The 15,641-nt window shown below is 46.0% G+C and carries 14 protein-coding genes; 12 read left to right on the top strand and 2 right to left on the bottom strand.

The features are described 5' to 3' along the window. The first annotated feature begins 58 nt into the window (after positions 1–58). Positions 59–1,420, top strand: coding sequence for a TrkH family potassium uptake protein (locus K2225_RS03125; protein WP_220583423.1), 1,362 nt, complete (start codon positions 59–61; stop codon positions 1,418–1,420). Between the two features lie 28 nt (positions 1,421–1,448). Then, complete coding sequence (locus K2225_RS03120) at positions 1,449–3,404, top strand: sensor domain-containing protein (RefSeq protein ID WP_220583422.1); 1,956 nt, start codon at positions 1,449–1,451, stop codon at positions 3,402–3,404. A gap of 210 nt (positions 3,405–3,614) precedes the next feature. Here K2225_RS03120 and K2225_RS03115 read toward each other — a convergent pair whose 3' ends face one another. Both K2225_RS03115 and K2225_RS03110 read right to left on the bottom strand, forming a co-directional pair. Beyond that, on the bottom strand, positions 3,615–3,740 hold the full coding sequence (locus tag K2225_RS03115; RefSeq protein ID WP_089654777.1) for a YjcZ family sporulation protein: 126 nt from the start codon (positions 3,738–3,740) through the stop codon (positions 3,615–3,617). 75 nt (positions 3,741–3,815) lie between these two features. After that, positions 3,816–4,019: a hypothetical protein gene (locus K2225_RS03110; RefSeq protein WP_146813315.1), complete on the bottom strand. Its 204-nt coding sequence runs from the start codon at positions 4,017–4,019 to the stop codon at positions 3,816–3,818. Positions 4,020–4,294: 275 nt separating this feature from the next. Here K2225_RS03110 and K2225_RS03105 point away from each other — a divergent pair, with 275 nt between their 5' ends. The 10 genes from K2225_RS03105 to K2225_RS03060 all read left to right on the top strand — a co-directional run bounded on the left by K2225_RS03105 (position 4,295) and on the right by K2225_RS03060 (position 15,625). Further along, positions 4,295–5,779 (top strand): phytoene desaturase family protein, encoded by a 1,485-nt coding sequence (locus tag K2225_RS03105; protein ID WP_220583998.1) that lies wholly within the window; start codon positions 4,295–4,297, stop codon positions 5,777–5,779. Further along, positions 5,776–7,251 carry a phytoene desaturase family protein gene (locus tag K2225_RS03100; RefSeq protein ID WP_220583421.1) on the top strand — a complete coding sequence of 492 codons (1,476 nt, stop codon included), beginning with the start codon at positions 5,776–5,778 and terminating at the stop codon, positions 7,249–7,251. Before K2225_RS03105 ends, K2225_RS03100 begins: the two co-directional genes overlap by 4 nt. Positions 7,252–7,253: 2 nt before the next feature. Then, the gene (locus tag K2225_RS03095) at positions 7,254–8,090 is read left to right on the top strand and encodes a phytoene/squalene synthase family protein (protein ID WP_220583420.1); all 837 of its coding nucleotides are present in this window, start codon (positions 7,254–7,256) and stop codon (positions 8,088–8,090) included. A 171-nt stretch (positions 8,091–8,261) separates the two neighbouring features. After that, positions 8,262–8,408, top strand: a complete 147-nt coding sequence (locus K2225_RS03090; RefSeq protein WP_167449425.1) for a hypothetical protein — start codon at positions 8,262–8,264, stop codon at positions 8,406–8,408. A gap of 166 nt (positions 8,409–8,574) precedes the next feature. Further along, positions 8,575–10,077, top strand: coding sequence for a UDP-N-acetylmuramoyl-L-alanyl-D-glutamate--2,6-diaminopimelate ligase (locus tag K2225_RS03085; protein WP_220583419.1), 1,503 nt, complete (start codon positions 8,575–8,577; stop codon positions 10,075–10,077). 164 nt (positions 10,078–10,241) lie between these two features. After that, complete coding sequence (locus tag K2225_RS03080) at positions 10,242–11,066, top strand: M55 family metallopeptidase (RefSeq protein WP_220583418.1); 825 nt, start codon at positions 10,242–10,244, stop codon at positions 11,064–11,066. Between the two features lie 11 nt (positions 11,067–11,077). Continuing rightward, the gene (locus K2225_RS03075; protein WP_220583417.1) at positions 11,078–12,010 is read left to right on the top strand and encodes an ABC transporter permease; all 933 of its coding nucleotides are present in this window, start codon (positions 11,078–11,080) and stop codon (positions 12,008–12,010) included. Between the two features lie 2 nt (positions 12,011–12,012). Beyond that, positions 12,013–12,969 carry an ABC transporter permease gene (locus tag K2225_RS03070; protein WP_370632691.1) on the top strand — a complete coding sequence of 319 codons (957 nt, stop codon included), beginning with the start codon at positions 12,013–12,015 and terminating at the stop codon, positions 12,967–12,969. Between the two features lie 6 nt (positions 12,970–12,975). Then, the gene (locus K2225_RS03065) at positions 12,976–13,974 is read left to right on the top strand and encodes an ABC transporter ATP-binding protein (protein ID WP_220583416.1); all 999 of its coding nucleotides are present in this window, start codon (positions 12,976–12,978) and stop codon (positions 13,972–13,974) included. Between the two features lie 22 nt (positions 13,975–13,996). Further along, on the top strand, positions 13,997–15,625 hold the full coding sequence (locus K2225_RS03060; RefSeq protein ID WP_255574139.1) for a peptide ABC transporter substrate-binding protein: 1,629 nt from the start codon (positions 13,997–13,999) through the stop codon (positions 15,623–15,625). Positions 15,626–15,641 lie beyond the last annotated feature (16 nt).

Raw genomic sequence — 15,641 nt, 5'->3', positions numbered from 1 at the left:
TACTATTAGTGGTGATAGACATCCATTAGACCTGGCAACATCAAAGGAGTTTTACTATATGTGGGTGAGAAGAAAAAGCCTGCGATGGCTGAATGACTTATCGCCATTCCAATTAATCGCATTATACTATATGGTCGCGGTGACCATATCTTCCATATTGATTGCCCTGCCTGTAGCCCATCGGGACGGGGTCAAAGTTGAATTCATCGATGTACTATTTACAGCGGTCAGTGCGGTCAGCGTTACAGGTTTGACCACCCTGCCGACGGCTGAAACGTTCAGCACAACTGGATATTTCATCCTGGCGATCGTGCTCCAATTCGGAGGGATCGGTGTCATGACCTTAGGTACGCTGGTCTGGTTGATGCTCGGCAAAAAAATCGGTTTGAAAGAGCGCCGTTTGATTATGACCGACCAGAACCAGACTTCTTTCTCCGGGATGGTCCGGCTTGTCAAACAAATCGTGCTTGTCGTCCTACTCATCGAACTCGTCGGCTTTCTTGTTCTTGGGACTTATTTCCTTCAGTACTATGAACCAGGCGAAGCTTATCTGCAAGGCTTCTTCGGTACCATCAGTGCCATGACGAACGGTGGATTTGATATCACAGGCCAATCACTGATCCCTTTTAGTGACGACTATTTTGTCCAGTTCATCAATATTATCCTCATCATCGCTGGAGCCATCGGCTTTCCGGTTCTGATCGAGGTCAAACAATACTTGATGCAAAATCATGAGGAGAAAACGATACGCTTTTCATTATTCGCCAAGCTGACGACGTTTACTTTCTTTGCTTTGGTCGTATTGGGCACGATCATGATTATCATTTTAGAGAGCAACCATTTCTTTATGGACAAGTCCTGGCATGAAATTTTCTTTTATGCCTTGTTCCAGTCTGTTACAACGAGGAGTGGAGGGCTCTCCACGATGGATATCAATCAATTCACTGAACAAACCCAGCTGTTCATGTCTTCATTGATGTTTATCGGAGCGTCTCCGAGTAGTGTTGGAGGCGGAATCCGGACAACGACGTTCGCCCTTGTGGTCATCTTCGTATTGACCTTTGCAAGAGGCGGGAACAACATTCGATTGTTTAGAAGAGAAGTTCACCCAGAAGATTTGAATAAAGCGGTTGTCGTTACAATCGTTGCTTTGTTCGTCTGCTTCAGTGCCGTCATCACCCTGACCATCACTGAACCTTTTACACTGAATGAACTCGTTTTTGAGGTCTGTTCTGCGTTCGGTACCGTCGGATTATCCCTCGGCATCACTCCAGGACTGTCTTCCTTTGGAAAAGTTGTGCTTATGCTGCTCATGTTCTTAGGACGAATCGGATTATTAACGTTCTTATTCTCCTTCAAGAAACATGATAAAGCCCAAGGGAAATATCATTATCCAAGAGAAAGAATCATTATTGGTTAGAACACAGCTGTTTTAGGGGGCACACCAAATGTCGGACCGTTTGAGAGAGCTTGCATTACCTATAGATGAATGGATCTATCAACAAATGAATGATGCCCTCCTTTTTGTGGATGCAGAAGGCAGGCTGCTTCGGTTTAATGAGAAATCGGGAGAGTTGATCGACGGAGATGTCCAATCACTCCTCGATCTCCTTGATTTTCATCAATTGAAGAAGGAAGAAGCACCGAAAATGGTGGAGCTTTCCCCATCTGGGGGCTGTTTGTACAAGGTGCAGTGCCGACAGATGGAGCACGATAGATCCTTATACGCCATCTTTCTTCAACCCGTCCCCATGCTTGATCAAACGTTCGAAGTGAAGAAGAAAATGGAACAACGATTGGTGGTTCCTTCCGAGGGGATGGTCATTCATGACAAAGGGAAGATCATTGATTGTGATCATACCCTCGCTTCCATGTTCGGTTACAAAAAAGAAGAAATGGTGAAGCAGGACGCGTTCACACTCACCTCAGAACGTGAGCATGAAACGCTTCACAGGCTTTTTCTAAGCTATCCCGAACAGCCATATGTGTTGCAAGCGGTCAAGAAAGACGGGACCCCTTTTTATATCGAAGTCCTCGCCCATCCTTACCCGCAGGAAGGCCGTATTTTACGCGTAGCCATCGTTCGGGACATCACCGAACGTGTACATAACGAGAGAAAAATTGAATTCATGTCCTATTATGATGAGCTGACGGAGCTTCCCAACCGGTATTATTTCATGGATATGGTCAAAGAGGCCATCGAAGAAAAGGAGGGGCTCGCTGTCCACTTCATCGACCTCGATTATTTCAAACAGATCAATGACACCCTTGGATATTCTTTCGGGGATGAACTGTTGAAAGCTTGTGCGTCAAGATTGAAACAGCATCAGGGGGCAGACACGTTCATGGCCCGGATGGGAGGGGATGAGTTCCTTGTACTGCAAAGACAAGTCAATGACCAGAAGGATGCAGAGTGTTTGGCACAGAAATTGATTGAAGCCTTTCGTGAGCCTGTCGTCATTGACGGGTACGAGCTGTACACATCCGTAAGCATTGGCATCAGTCTATACCCACAGCATGGAAAAACAGCGGGCGATCTCATCAAGCAGGCCGACAGCGCGATGTACACCGTTAAAGAACAGCAGCGAAATGATTACCTTTGCTATAATGCATCCATCAGTGAAGAGTTTGAACAAATGCTTTCCATCGATTCTGAACTTCGTAAAGCATTGAAAGAAAATCAATTGGAGTTGCACTATCAACCTCAAAAAAGCATTCACACAGGCGAAATTGTCGGCCTCGAAGCTTTGATCCGCTGGAATCATCCTGAAAAAGGGAGGATTTCCCCCGCGACTTTCATTCCGGTCGCAGAGAAAAACGGCCAGATCTTTGAAATTGGCGATTGGGTCATACGGGAAGCCTGTCGTCAGAATAAGCAGTGGCAGGAAGAAGGGTTTCCAGCTGTCATCGTTGGTGTGAATCTTTCAGCCCTGCAGTTTTTACAAAAAGATCTCGTCAGCCGGGTGAAACAGGTCTTAGAAGAAACCGGACTTGACCCTATGTATCTTGAACTTGAAATTACCGAATCCATGGCGATGACGAATGAAGAGTACATTATCCAGACGCTGAATGACCTCCGAAATCTGGGCGTACACGTCTCGATCGATGACTTTGGTACCGGATATTCATCACTCAAATACTTGAGTCGCTTCCCTGTAAGCAAATTGAAGATCGATAAAGTTTTCATCAGCGAGAATCAGGTGCAGAATCAAGCGATTGTAAAATCAATCATCCACATGTCCCATTCATTAAATATGAAAGTCATTGCCGAAGGTGTAGAGACCGCTGAACAATGGGACTTCCTGAAAAGTGAAAAGTGTGATGAGATCCAAGGGTATTTCTACAGTAAACCGCTGCCCCCTGAGGAATTAATCACAGTCTTTGAAAACAAATCCATCCACTAACAAAAAGGACACAGCCCATTGAAGGCTGTGTCCTTTTTTAGGAAAAAGAAAAAGATGAGTCTTGTAAAGGGGGAGAAGTATGTTCTTCTCCCTTCCTCACTCAGCGTCTGCTTCTACTTTTTCCAAAAGACGCTGGACAAGTCAGGGGGAAGGTCATCCTCCTGTCCCTTGTCTTGTGTTGATCGTTTCTTTTTCAAGCACCCATCCGTATTAGCAGTAAAATGCTGCACCTACGATGATCAATAGGATGAACAATACGACGATCAAGGCGAAGTTATTGCCGTAACGTCGTGGTCTGTGGCACCGTCTTCCTCCGTAAGGATAGCCTCCGTACATAAGCTCACCTCCTGTTGTTACATTCGTAGCCTATGCACGAGAGAGGGACTGTGTATGGTCATCTACCCACGTTCATCAAATCATGAAAGTCGGGGGCGAAAGTTTTGTGATTTTACTTTTTTGGTGCATGCTGTCCGATTGTTGCTCCTGGTGATGTTCACACTGATCCAGCTCCTCACACCAATGGTTCAACTGTTCGTTGCTGTATTGGTTGTGAGGCGGGTTGTGGGTCGAATGGGAAGGGTAATAAGGTCCGGAAATTCTTTGATTTGAATACATAACCATGCCTCCTTCGACCATATTATCCCCTCGATTCCCTTTATTATCCTTGTGTGATCCACCTTAAATCGTAAGAAGGAATATGAAGATCAAGGAGCGAAAGTAATACTTTACTAAAGTAGAGGGTTATAACATCCACCGGAAGGGTAAAAAATGAGTATATAGAAATGGAAAAAATGGCAGAGCACATTGATGAAGATGGATCAATAGCTCCCTTTGTACATATTTTGTATAATGATTGCACAGTAGAAGTTCAGGAGAGAAGGTGGATGGTTATGAAGAGAATCGCCATAATCGGAGCGGGACCTGGAGGCTTAGCCTCAGCGATGATCCTAGCAGCTAAAGGCTATGACGTTCATGTTTATGAAAAACAATCCTATGTGGGCGGAAGGAACGGTCATTTTTCGCTCGGGGACTATACATTCGATATTGGACCGACATTTTTGAGTATGCCCCAAATCATGGAGGAGATCTTCGAAATGTCAGGAAGAAATGTCCATGATTACATGGATTTGAAAGAACTTTCCCCCATGTATGAACTTCAATTTGACGGAAAAAGAGTACCCATGTACCGGGAACGGGAAAAAATGCTGGATGTCATTTCTGAGCATTTCCCGGGCAATGAGGCCGGATATGAAAACTTCATGCATGATACAAGGGAAAAAATGCAGGCGCTGATGCCTCTTTTGCAAACGAAACACAACAAACTGACGGACTATATGAGTAAAAGGGCGCTGAAAGCACTCCCGAAACTATCCCTTGGGAAATCCGTTTATGACGTGCTTTCCGATTACTTTACAGACGAGCGGCTCAAAATTGCTTTTACGTTTCAGGCAAAGTACTTAGGCATGTCCCCATGGGAATGTCCGGGAGCCTTCTCTATACTCTCTTACATGGAACACGAGTGGGGAGTGTTTCATCCGATCGGAGGAGTCAATCAACTGTCGAAAGCGATGGCTAAAGTGACGGAGGAGCACGGGGGAAAGATTCATTTGAATGAAGGAGTTCAGAAAATCAACGTCTCAGGCAAAGAAATCACTGGCCTTGTGCTTGACTCAGGAGAGACGGTGAAGGCGGATGAATACATCATCAATGCAGACTTCGCTGAAGCGATGACCCGCTTAGTCGATGACGGCGTCCTGCGCCGCCATTCCAAAGAGAAGCTCGAAAAGAAGAAGTTTTCATGCTCTACATTCATGATCTATGTAGGGCTTGATAAAAAGTACGACATGCCACACCATACCATTCTTTTTGCAGAGGATTATCAAAATAATGTGAATGAAATGACGAAAGATCTCGTCCTGTCCGATGAGCCGTCCATCTATATCCATAACGCAAGTGTGACCGATCCTACGCTTGCGCCAGAGGGACATTCGGCCGTCTATATCTTAGCCCCGGTGCCGAACAATTATTCCGAAATCGACTGGGACGACAAGCAGGAAACATTCAAATCGTTGATCTATGACGAAATCGAGAAGAAAACAGGGTTTACGGATATCCGCAGCCACGTCGTCGAGGAGAAAGTCCTTACTCCCAAGCAGTGGCAGACCGATCATTTCGTGCATCAGGGCGCGACGTTCAGTCTTGGTCACCAGCTTTCCCAGATGATGTACTTCCGGCCGCACAACAGATTCCAGGAACTTGATCACTGCTGGCTCGTCGGCGGCGGCACCCACCCGGGAAGCGGATTGCCGACCATTCTTGAATCAGCCAGGATAACGACAGGATGGATCAGGGAAGAGGAGGTGCAGCCGATATGACAAAGACGACGATTGTCGGCGGTGGTATCGGGGGTCTCGTAACGGCCCTGCTCTTATCCAACGATCCGAACAGGAAAGTTTCCATCTATGAAAAGAAAGATGTGCTCGGAGGGAGACTTACTTACGAACGGCACGGAGCGTTCAAAATCGACCAGGGACCTACGATCGTCCTTCTGCCTGAAATGCTTCTCAGTATACTAGAAGAGGGTGGAATTGCGAGGGACCGCATTCCTTTGATTCCATGCGACCCTCTTTATAACATCCATTTCCCTGACGGCACGACGTTCAATAAATATTCCGAAGCTGAAAAACAAAAAGCAGAGTTGAAGGAGAAGTTTCCTGGCAATGAAATGCATTTCGACCGGTTCTTAAATGATATGCGGGTCCGTTTTATGCAAGGGAAAGCTCAGTTTCTTGAAAAATCTTTCGTAGAAAAACGAACGTTTTTCTCCCGTAAAAACTTAAAAACATTAATCAAGTTAAAAGCTTACCAAAACGTGAAGAAAATGATGCGCAGCTACTTTGACGATGAGCGTCTTGTAGAAGCCTACACGCTACAAACGTTGTACATCGGAGGTCATCCTGAACAATCGCCGGCGATGTACTCGCTCGTGTCTTATAGTGAACATGAGCATGGCATCTGGTACATGAAAGGCGGCTATGCTCATCTTGTTGAGATCATCGAGGAGGAATTGGAAAAAAGAGGCGTTCAAATTTTCAAAGGAACTTCTGTAGACCGTGTGGAAACTAAGAAAGATAGAGCGATATCCATAATGGCAGGGGGAGAAAAGGTCACATTCGATGAGCTCATTTTGAACGGGGATTTTCCTCTGATGGACAAAATCATGCCTGCTGAAAATCAGCTTCAACGGAAATATACTCCTTCCTCAGGTTGTCTCTTGCTCTATATGGGACTTGACCGCATCTATGAAAACGACTCCATCCACCAGTTCTTCATGTCCCGAGACTTTGACCGCCATATGCGGCAGGTGTTCGTGGATAAACAACTGCCGGATGATCCGTCGTTTTATACCTTCCATCCTTCCTTAGTGGACCCTTCACTCGCACCTGTAGGAAAAGGAGTCCTCTATACATTGATCCCTGTTCCTACAGGAGAAGCTGTGGATTGGGAGAAAAAGGATCAGTTGGTCGAAAGCGTCATTGATGCCATGGAGGAACGGGGATTCCCAGATTTAAGAAAACATATAGAATGGATGCATGTCCGGACCCCTGAAGATGCTGAACGTGAAGGCTTATATGCAGGAGGAAGTTTCGGAATAGCCCCGACCCTTTTCCAATCAGGGGTGTTCCGCCCACAACTGCAGCCGTACGCGATAGGAAATGTGTATGCGGTTGGAGCTTCCATACATCCAGGCGGAGGCGTACCAATCGTCATGCAGGGAGCAAAATTGTTGGCAGATTATTTGCAATATGAGGTCAAAGAAAGGCATAATTACAAGCGAGGTGTTTAGTGATGACGGACTTGAACCAAGCATACGATCATTGTCGTAAAGTAATCGAAAAGCACTCCAAAACGTTCTCAAAAGCATTCGCTATGCTGCCCAAACAGCAGAAAAGAGCGGTTTGGGCGATTTATGCCTTTTGCCGTCGCGTCGATGATATCGTAGATGAAGGAGATAACCCAAAAGCAGAACTAGAATCTTTTTCCCAGCAATTTGATCAATTTATGGAAGGGAAGCTCGAACTCACAGACCCTTCCTGGCTCGCGCTCGATGATGTCTTCAGACACTTCTCCATCGATCCCGCACCCTATTATGACATGATCAAAGGTCAGCGCATGGACCTGTACCCCACCACCATCCGTACAAAAGAAGATTTGTTAGACTATTGTTATCATGTCGCAAGTACCGTTGGTCTGATGCTTCTGCCTGTCATCGCTCCAGGAAAAGTGGGAGCTCTCCGTCAAGGGGCGATTGAACTCGGCTACGCCATGCAAATCACCAACATCCTCCGGGACATTGGCGAGGACATGGAAATTGACCGCATTTACTTACCCCAAGAAGTGATGGATCTTCATGGCTATACGTTTTTTGATCTGAAAGAGAAAAGGGTCAATCAAGCGTTCATCAGCATGTGGGAAGACTTGGCCTCTGATGCAGAATTCTACTATGACAAGGCAATGAGGACATTACCGGATTATCCGATTTATTCACGGACACCGGTCGGAGGCGCCGCCAAAATGTATCGGGCCATCCTCCCGACCGTAAGAAAAAACGGCTATCATGTATTCAACCATCGTAATTACGTGACCGATCAGGAGAAGAAGCAGATCATTGCAGACATGCAGTGATGCTGCTTCTCTTTTGTTTGAGCGAATCAGGCCTTCAGTGCGTGATTCACGCGCAAGCCCTCCTCAACCCCGCGCAAGGTTGCCCCAACCCGTACAAAAGCCTACCATGTATATTCCTGTCTATTCCTGCAAATACTTGAAGCAAGAATGAACCAGGAAAGGTAGAGTAGAATGGCCGAAAAATATTTAATCTATTACCAGGCAAAATCAGGCGTAGTGAAACAGGTACCTGTGTATGCTTCGCATAAAGAAAAAGCGCGCGAGAGTCATTTGAAAAGTAACCCGCAAGCAAAAATCACACATATTCGTCTTTTATAACCTATTTTCTCTAGAAAAAAGGCAGCGCCGCACGAGGCGCTGCCTTTTTTATGTGAAGAATAATGAATTCGAGATGTCAGGTTTCAACAATCTTGAATGTGGGAAATGAGAGAAATATAGTGCTTTACCGAAATAAAGCGGATTTTAACGAACAGAGGATGATGATATGAAAAAGAAGACGTATATCCTGGACGAGCTATTGAACGGTTCTTTCCAGGGCCCGGATCGCCAGGAAATTCGTTCTGTGTCTTATGATTCAAGGGAAATCGAAGCAGGGGATGCCTTTATCTGCATAAAAGGTGAACATCATGATGGGCATTTCTATATAAAACAGGCGATTGAAGCGGGGGCTCGCACTGTTGTTGGAACGGATAATCATATGTTGGACCTTTTTGCAGCCGAACATCCTCACCTGAGCTTTATTCATGTGAAAGACAGTCGTTCTGCGCTTGCTGTATTGTCTTCTATTGTGTGTGGTTCACCTTCAGAATCTTTACATACGATTGGGGTTACGGGGACGAATGGGAAAACGACGGTGGCAACATTCACGCATTCCATTTTAAACAGCCTTTCATTCCGGACAGGATCGCTCGGAACTGCAGGGATTTGGGATGACCGCGAGAAAACCAATTTCAAACAGACGGTTCCAACGACTCCTGAAGCACCGGATATCCATAAAGTATTGGAATATTTTTGTGAGAAAAAGATGCAGGCAGCCGTAATTGAATCCACATCGATCGCTCTTGAACAAAAAAGACTGGAAACCATCCACTTCAATGTAGCGATCCACACCAATCTCACCCCGGAACATTTAGAATTTCATCAAACCATGGACGCTTACAAAAAGGCGAAAATGAAATTGTTTAAACAAGCGGATCAAGCAGTGATTAATGCCGATGACCCACTGATGGCTGATGATCTCATCCATACATTTAAAGGTCCAGCCATCACGTACGGGATCCGTCAGCCCGCCGATATTCAAGCCTCTCATATCCATACGACTAGAACAGGGACCACCTTTGAACTGGATGCTTTCGGAACCAAATATACGGTCCAGGCTCCTGTGTTTGGCGAATACAATGTATCGAATTTACTCGCAGCTATGGCCGCCTGTCATCAAGTCGGTTTCTCGATCGCCTCAATCCTTTCTGTCATCAGTCACATTCGCAAACCTGAAGGCCGTTTTCAAATAGTGGATAAAGATGTACCTTATCAGCTTATCCTCGACTATGCCCATACCCCGGATGCGTTGGCCCATGTCTTAGAATCCGTTAAACAAATTCCACATCGGAAATTGATTGTCATGATTACCGGAATTGGATTACGAGATCCTAAAAAACGACCCCTCATGGCAAGGGCAGTTGAAAGTGTGGCGGATGAAGTGATTGTAAGCGTCGATCAACCAGGCCATGCGGATCGGCAAGAGGTCGTGAATGATGTTTGTCGTGGATTCAAGCAGCCATCCTCCCCGCACATCCATACACGGTTGCATAGAGAAGAAGGCATCCACTTGGCGCTTGATCTTGCAAGGACAGGTGATGTGGTATTGCTGACCGGCATAGGATTTGGAGGTTACCAAATTGTCGGCGATGAGAAGATTCCTTATTCTGAGCTTCAAGTCATTGATTCCTACTATGAAAACCAATCATTAGTCAAAAAGCCTGTGTGAAACCTGGAGTCCAGACTCCAGGTTTTTTTGTGTGAGCCATGCCAAGGGGTTTAGAACGTTTACGCTTTAAAGAGAAGTAGAGTAAGAGTCCTATTGCAAAATTTGTCAGCTACTGGTAAAATTTTATGAAAATTAACAATATTACCAAAAAAGGAGATGATTTCATGAAATTGTACCTCTCCGTCGACATGGAGGGAATCACGGGAATACCGGATTACACCTTTGTTGATTCTTCGAAGCACAATTATGAACGGGCGAGGAGGATCATGACACAAGAAACGAACCATGTCATTGAAGCCGCGTTTCAAAACCATGCGGAGGAAGTATTGGTCAATGACAGCCATTCGAAGATGAACAATTTACTGATTGATGAGATTCATCCGGATGCCACATTAATTACAGGAAGTGTCAAACCGCTATCTATGATTCAAGGGTTAGATGAATCATATGCTGGAGCGATCTTTCTAGGGTACCATGCGAGAGCAGCTCAAAAAGGCGTCCTTTCACACTCGATGAGCTTCGGGGTTCGTAATTTTTACATAAATGATGTGGCTGTGGGAGAGCTTGGCTTTAATGCCTATGTGGCCGGGTATTACGGGGTCCCTGTTTTGATGGTGGCCGGGGATGACTGTGCAGCGATGGAAGCAGAAGCATTGATTCCGAATATCGTCACAGCACCGGTGAAAGAAACCATTTCCCGGTCTGCAGTGAAGAGTTTGACACCGAAAAAGGCCGGGGAACTTCTGCAAAAACGCACGACGGAAGCGATACATAACCGAAATCGAATCGAGCCGCTCGTCCCTCCTGAACATCCCACTCTGAGGATTGAATTTATGAATTACGGCCAGGCCGAATGGGCCAATCTCATGCCTGGTACGGAAATCGAACCAGATTCAACAACGGTACGGTTTCAGGCTAAAAACATAGTGGAAGCATACCAAGCCATGATTGTCATGACAGAGCTTGCCATGCAGACAACATCCAGCTAGGGGGAGTAGTCGTGGCGAAATACATATTGAAACGTTTCATTTACATGATTGTTACTGTTTTTATCATTGCAACGCTTACGTTTTTCTTAATGAACTTACTTCCGGGTTCTCCGTTCAATGAAGAGCGGACAACCAACGAAGCCGTTCAGAAGAATTTAGAAGCCCATTATCATCTGGATGAACCGTTAGTTGTGCAATACGTTTTGTATTTAAAGTCGATTGTGACCCTGGATTTCGGTCCTTCGATCAAACAACCTACAGAGACGGTCAATTCGTTACTAGGCAGAGGTTTTCCGATATCCGCTGAGTTAGGCATATGGACGATCCTCATTGCGTTAATTTCTGGTGTTGCCCTCGGTGTTTTTGCAGCATTGAAGCACAATGGAGTGATTGATTACATAGCGATGACCATCGCCGTACTTGGGATATCGATTCCTAACTTTGTATTAGCTACCTTGTTAATCCAGCAGTTAGCGGTGAATCTGGGCGTGCTTCCTGCTGCGACATGGAGCAGTCCCCAACATATGGTGCTCCCGATTGTTGCGCTTGCCACCGGCCCGATGGCGATTATCGCCCGTCTGACCAGGTCGAGCATGCTCGAGACGTTAACACAGGATTACATAAAAACCGCGCGAGCCAAAGGGTTATCACCAGCAAAAATCATTGTGAAGCACGCATTGAAAAATGCACTCATGCCGGTGGTCACCATTTTAGGTACCCTTCTTGCAGGGGTCTTAACCGGGACGTTCGTCATTGAAAAGATCTTCGCCATCCCCGGTATGGGTAAGTATTTCGTTGAAGGGATCAACCAGCGGGACTACCCGGTCATTATGGGAACCACCGTTTTTTACAGTGCTTTTCTTGTATTGATGCTGTTTCTGGTGGATATCGCATACGGAATTCTCGATCCTAGAATCAAGCTTCATAAAGAAGGAGGCAAATAAAAGTGATTCCGGCAAAAAAACAGAAGGAACAAACGCCTCATTCATCCATTCCGGACGAATGGTTTAAGCCAAAAGAAAAAAATACCGATGATGCGGAATCCGTTGTCCGTCCTTCTCTTTCCTATTGGGAAGATGCCTGGAGAAGACTCAGACAGAACAAATTAGCGATGTCAGGGCTCATTTTCCTTATTGTTCTGGGGGTTATGGCTGTCATCGGTCCTTGGATTTCGCCGCACGATGTGGACACTCAAAACCTGCCCAATCAGAATCAGGCTCCGTCGCTTAACCATTGGTTCGGGACAGATGAATTAGGCCGGGATGTATTTACAAGGACATGGTACGGGGCAAGGATCTCCTTATTTGTAGGTCTGATGGCCGCTTTGATCGACTTTTTTATTGGAGTCGCTTATGGAGGACTTTCCGGATATAAAGGGGGGCGAACGGATAACGTCATGATGCGGATCATCGAAATTCTTTATGGCCTGCCTTATCTTCTCGTCGTTATCCTGCTCCTCGTGGTCATGGGCCCGAGTCTTTTAACCATCATCATCGCTTTAACGGTTACCGGTTGGGTTGGTATGGCCCGAATAGTCAGAGGGCAGGTTCTGCAGTTGAAACACAATGAATTCGTCATGGCATCCCAGTCGTTCGGCGCGAAAACGAAGCGGATCATTCAAAAGAATCTGCTGCCGAATACGATGGGGCCGATTATCGTACAGATGACTCTCACTGTTCCAACCGCTATATTTGCTGAAGCTTTTTTAAGCTTTTTGGGACTGGGTATTCAATCTCCCTATGCAAGCTGGGGGATGATGGCCAATGATGCACTGGGTGTCATTTTATCAGGCGACTGGTGGCGTCTTTTCTTCCCTGCCTTTTTCATTTCAGCAACCATGTTCGCTTTTAACGTGCTTGGAGACGGTCTCCAGGATGCGCTTGATCCTAAGCTCAGGAGGTAAACATCAATGGAAAAAATCTTGGACATTCGTGACCTGCATGTGTCTTTCAAAACATTCGGGGGAGAAGTACAGGCCGTACGCGGCGTGAATCTAGAATTATATCGCGGGGAAACCCTTGCCATTGTCGGGGAGTCCGGTTGTGGGAAGAGTGTCACGGCGAACAGCATCATGCGCCTTATTCCAACCCCTCCCGGTGAGATCAAGGATGGATCCATTCTTTTCAAAGGACAGGATATGACTCAGCTTTCGGACAAGGAAGTAAGGAAAATCCGCGGAGTTGATATCTCGATGATTTTCCAGGATCCTATGACGGCTTTAAATCCCACCTTGACCGTCGGGGACCAATTGACAGAGGGGCTTCGCCAGCATCGTACGATTTCCAGAAAAGAAGCGGATAAGCAGGCGATAGAAATGCTGACCCTTGTCGGAATCCCCAATCCTGTGGAACGTATGAAACAGTATCCTCATGAATTCAGTGGCGGCATGCGCCAGCGAATCGTGATTGCGATGGCGCTGATCTGTGATCCTGAACTTCTGATTGCCGATGAACCCACGACAGCTTTAGATGTAACCATCCAGGCGCAAATCCTTCAGCTGTTTCAAAAGATTCAGAAACAGACCGGAGTTTCCATCATCCTCATCACGCACGATTTAGGGGTGGTCGCTAAAATAGCGGATCGGATTGCGGTCATGTATGCCGGGAAGGTCATTGAAACAGGGACACGGAAAGAGATCTTTTACACCCCGCAGCACCCTTACACAAAAGGGCTGCTTCACTCCGTTCCCCGGATGGATCAAAAAGGAGAAAAACTTATTCCCATAGACGGCACACCGCCGGATTTGTTTTCCCCACCGGAGGGATGTCCATTTGCTGCCAGGTGCCCGATGGCCATGGAAGTGTGCACAAAGGTGTATCCGTTTCATTCTGAGTTGAGCAGAACACATGAAGTGGACTGTTGGCTGCAGGATGAGCGGGCAAAGAAATATATGGCGTCAACTTATTAAACATTTAGAGAGGAGAACGAAAATGAAAAAATGGTGGACAATCTTAACAGGGGTTTTACTTGTCCTTGTATTAGCCGCATGTACAGCTTCGGAAAGTGCAGGAGATAGTGATGAGGGTGGTTCTGAAGGAGAAAGTGATTCAGGAACCAAAACGCTTTTACTCAACAACGGAGAGGAGCCGACATCATTCGATCCATCTCAAGGGTTTGATGCGGTTTCCTGGAACGCGCTGAACAACTTGATGGAAGGTCTGACCCGTCTTGGCAAAGATCATACGCCAGAACCAGCAACCGCTGAGGAATGGGAAATTTCCGAAGATGGGAAGGAATATACCTTCTTCATCCGTGAAGATGCAAAATGGTCGAATGGAGATGACGTGACAGCAGGGGACTACGAGTTTGCATGGAAACGTCTTCTGGATCCTGAGACGGCTTCACCAGCCGCGTTCCTTGGATATTTCATTGAAGGTGGAGAAGCCTTCAACAATGGAGAAGGATCAGCTGATGATGTAATGGTGGAAGCGGTCAGTGACAAAGAGTTGAAAGTGACCTTGAGTGCACCAACAGGATATTTCTTGAATATCATTTCCAACCCGGCCTTTTTCCCGGTCAATGAGTCTGTAGCTACAGAAAATCCAGAGTGGTTTGCGGAAGCGGACAGCTTTGTAGGAAACGGACCATTTGCATTGGCAGAATGGAAACATGATAGCGAAATGCTTATGAAGAAGAATGAAGAATATTGGGATCACGAAACAGTGAAGCTGGATGAAGTCCACTGGGCGATGGTGAATGATACCAATACCGAATACCAAATGTATGAAAGTGGAGAGCTTGACACCTCTAATATTCCATCTGATATGGCTGAGGAGCTGTTAGACAGTGAAGAAATGTCGATTCAGGACCAGGCAGGTACAGCGTTCTACCGTTTTAATGTCAATGAAGAGCCTTTCCAGAATGAGAAGATAAGAAAAGCGCTTGCCATGAGCGTCAATCAACAGGAAATCGTCGATTATGTGACGAAGAATAAAGAGGAACCCGCTTATGGATTCGTTTCTTATGGGTTTGAGAGTCCATCAGGGGAAGACTTCCGTGAGCACAATGGCAAGCTTGTCCAACCAAATGTAGAAGAAGCGAAACAATTGCTACAGGAAGGAATGGAGGAAGAAGGCTACGACGAACTTCCTGCCATCACCCTTTCTTATAACACGAGCGAGGACAACAAGAAAATTGCAGAAACCATCCAGCAAATGTTCAAAGAAAATCTTGGCGTAGAAGTTACATTGGAGAATGCGGAATGGAATGTCTTCCTTGAAGCGCAAAAAGCTTTGGAACACCAACTTTCCAGAAGTTCTTTCTTAGCAGACTATGCCGATCCCATCAACTTCCTTGAAAGTTTCACGACGGATTCTTCCATGAACCGTACAGGTTGGTCGAACGAAGAATACGATCAGCTGATCGCCGATGCTAAAAATGAAGCGGATGAAGAACAGCGTTGGGAATTGATGTATGAAGCAGAGAAGCTTCTTTTTGAAGAGATGCCGATCTTCCCTGTACATTTCTATAACCAAGTCGTTCTTGAGAAAGACAGCGTATCCGATATCGTTCGTCACCCTGTAGGGTACCTTGAGTTGAAGTGGGCAGATAAACAATAGACTTTCTTTGAAAAGA

Source organism: Halobacillus sp. Nhm2S1 (assembly GCF_019599545.1).
Classification (GTDB): domain Bacteria; phylum Bacillota; class Bacilli; order Bacillales; family Halobacillaceae; genus Halobacillus.
The sequence above is the reverse complement of the archived record's forward strand: the minus strand, read 5'-3'. Positions and strand labels throughout refer to the sequence as shown.